The organism is Aeromonas sp. LsrichE-8G (assembly GCF_022869435.1).
GTDB classification, from domain to species: Bacteria; Pseudomonadota; Gammaproteobacteria; order Enterobacterales; family Aeromonadaceae; genus Aeromonas; species Aeromonas caviae.
Genome location: NZ_JALIHH010000306.1, coordinates 1 through 293, shown reverse-complemented (window position 1 = coordinate 293; position 293 = coordinate 1). Strand labels below are relative to the sequence as shown.

Annotated in this window: 1 pseudogene; it reads right to left on the bottom strand. The window is 53.6% G+C overall.

The features are described 5' to 3' along the window. Positions 1-293: pseudogene (locus MUW49_RS21690) on the bottom strand (IS630 family transposase); the annotation flags it as partial.

Genomic DNA, 293 nt, shown 5'->3' with positions numbered 1-293 from the left:
GCAATAAACAGCGATGAGTTTTTCTTGATCCCGCTGACGTAAAGTACCCTTCCGTTGCCTGCGTGGAGAACGCCTGCCAGATAATGCTTGGCATTCTGCCCCGGTGTGACAACCCGCTTTTGCTGCGCTCTGAACATCCAGTCGGCCCCTAATTTGGGATTGAGGTCTATATCGACTTCATCCTCATAAAACACCGGATTATCGGCATCACAGCGGGCCAGCGCGGCGTCGATATTCGCCATTTTTTCCTGATAGGCTGGGTCTTTTATCCGCAAGGTCGGCACGGGCCTGCG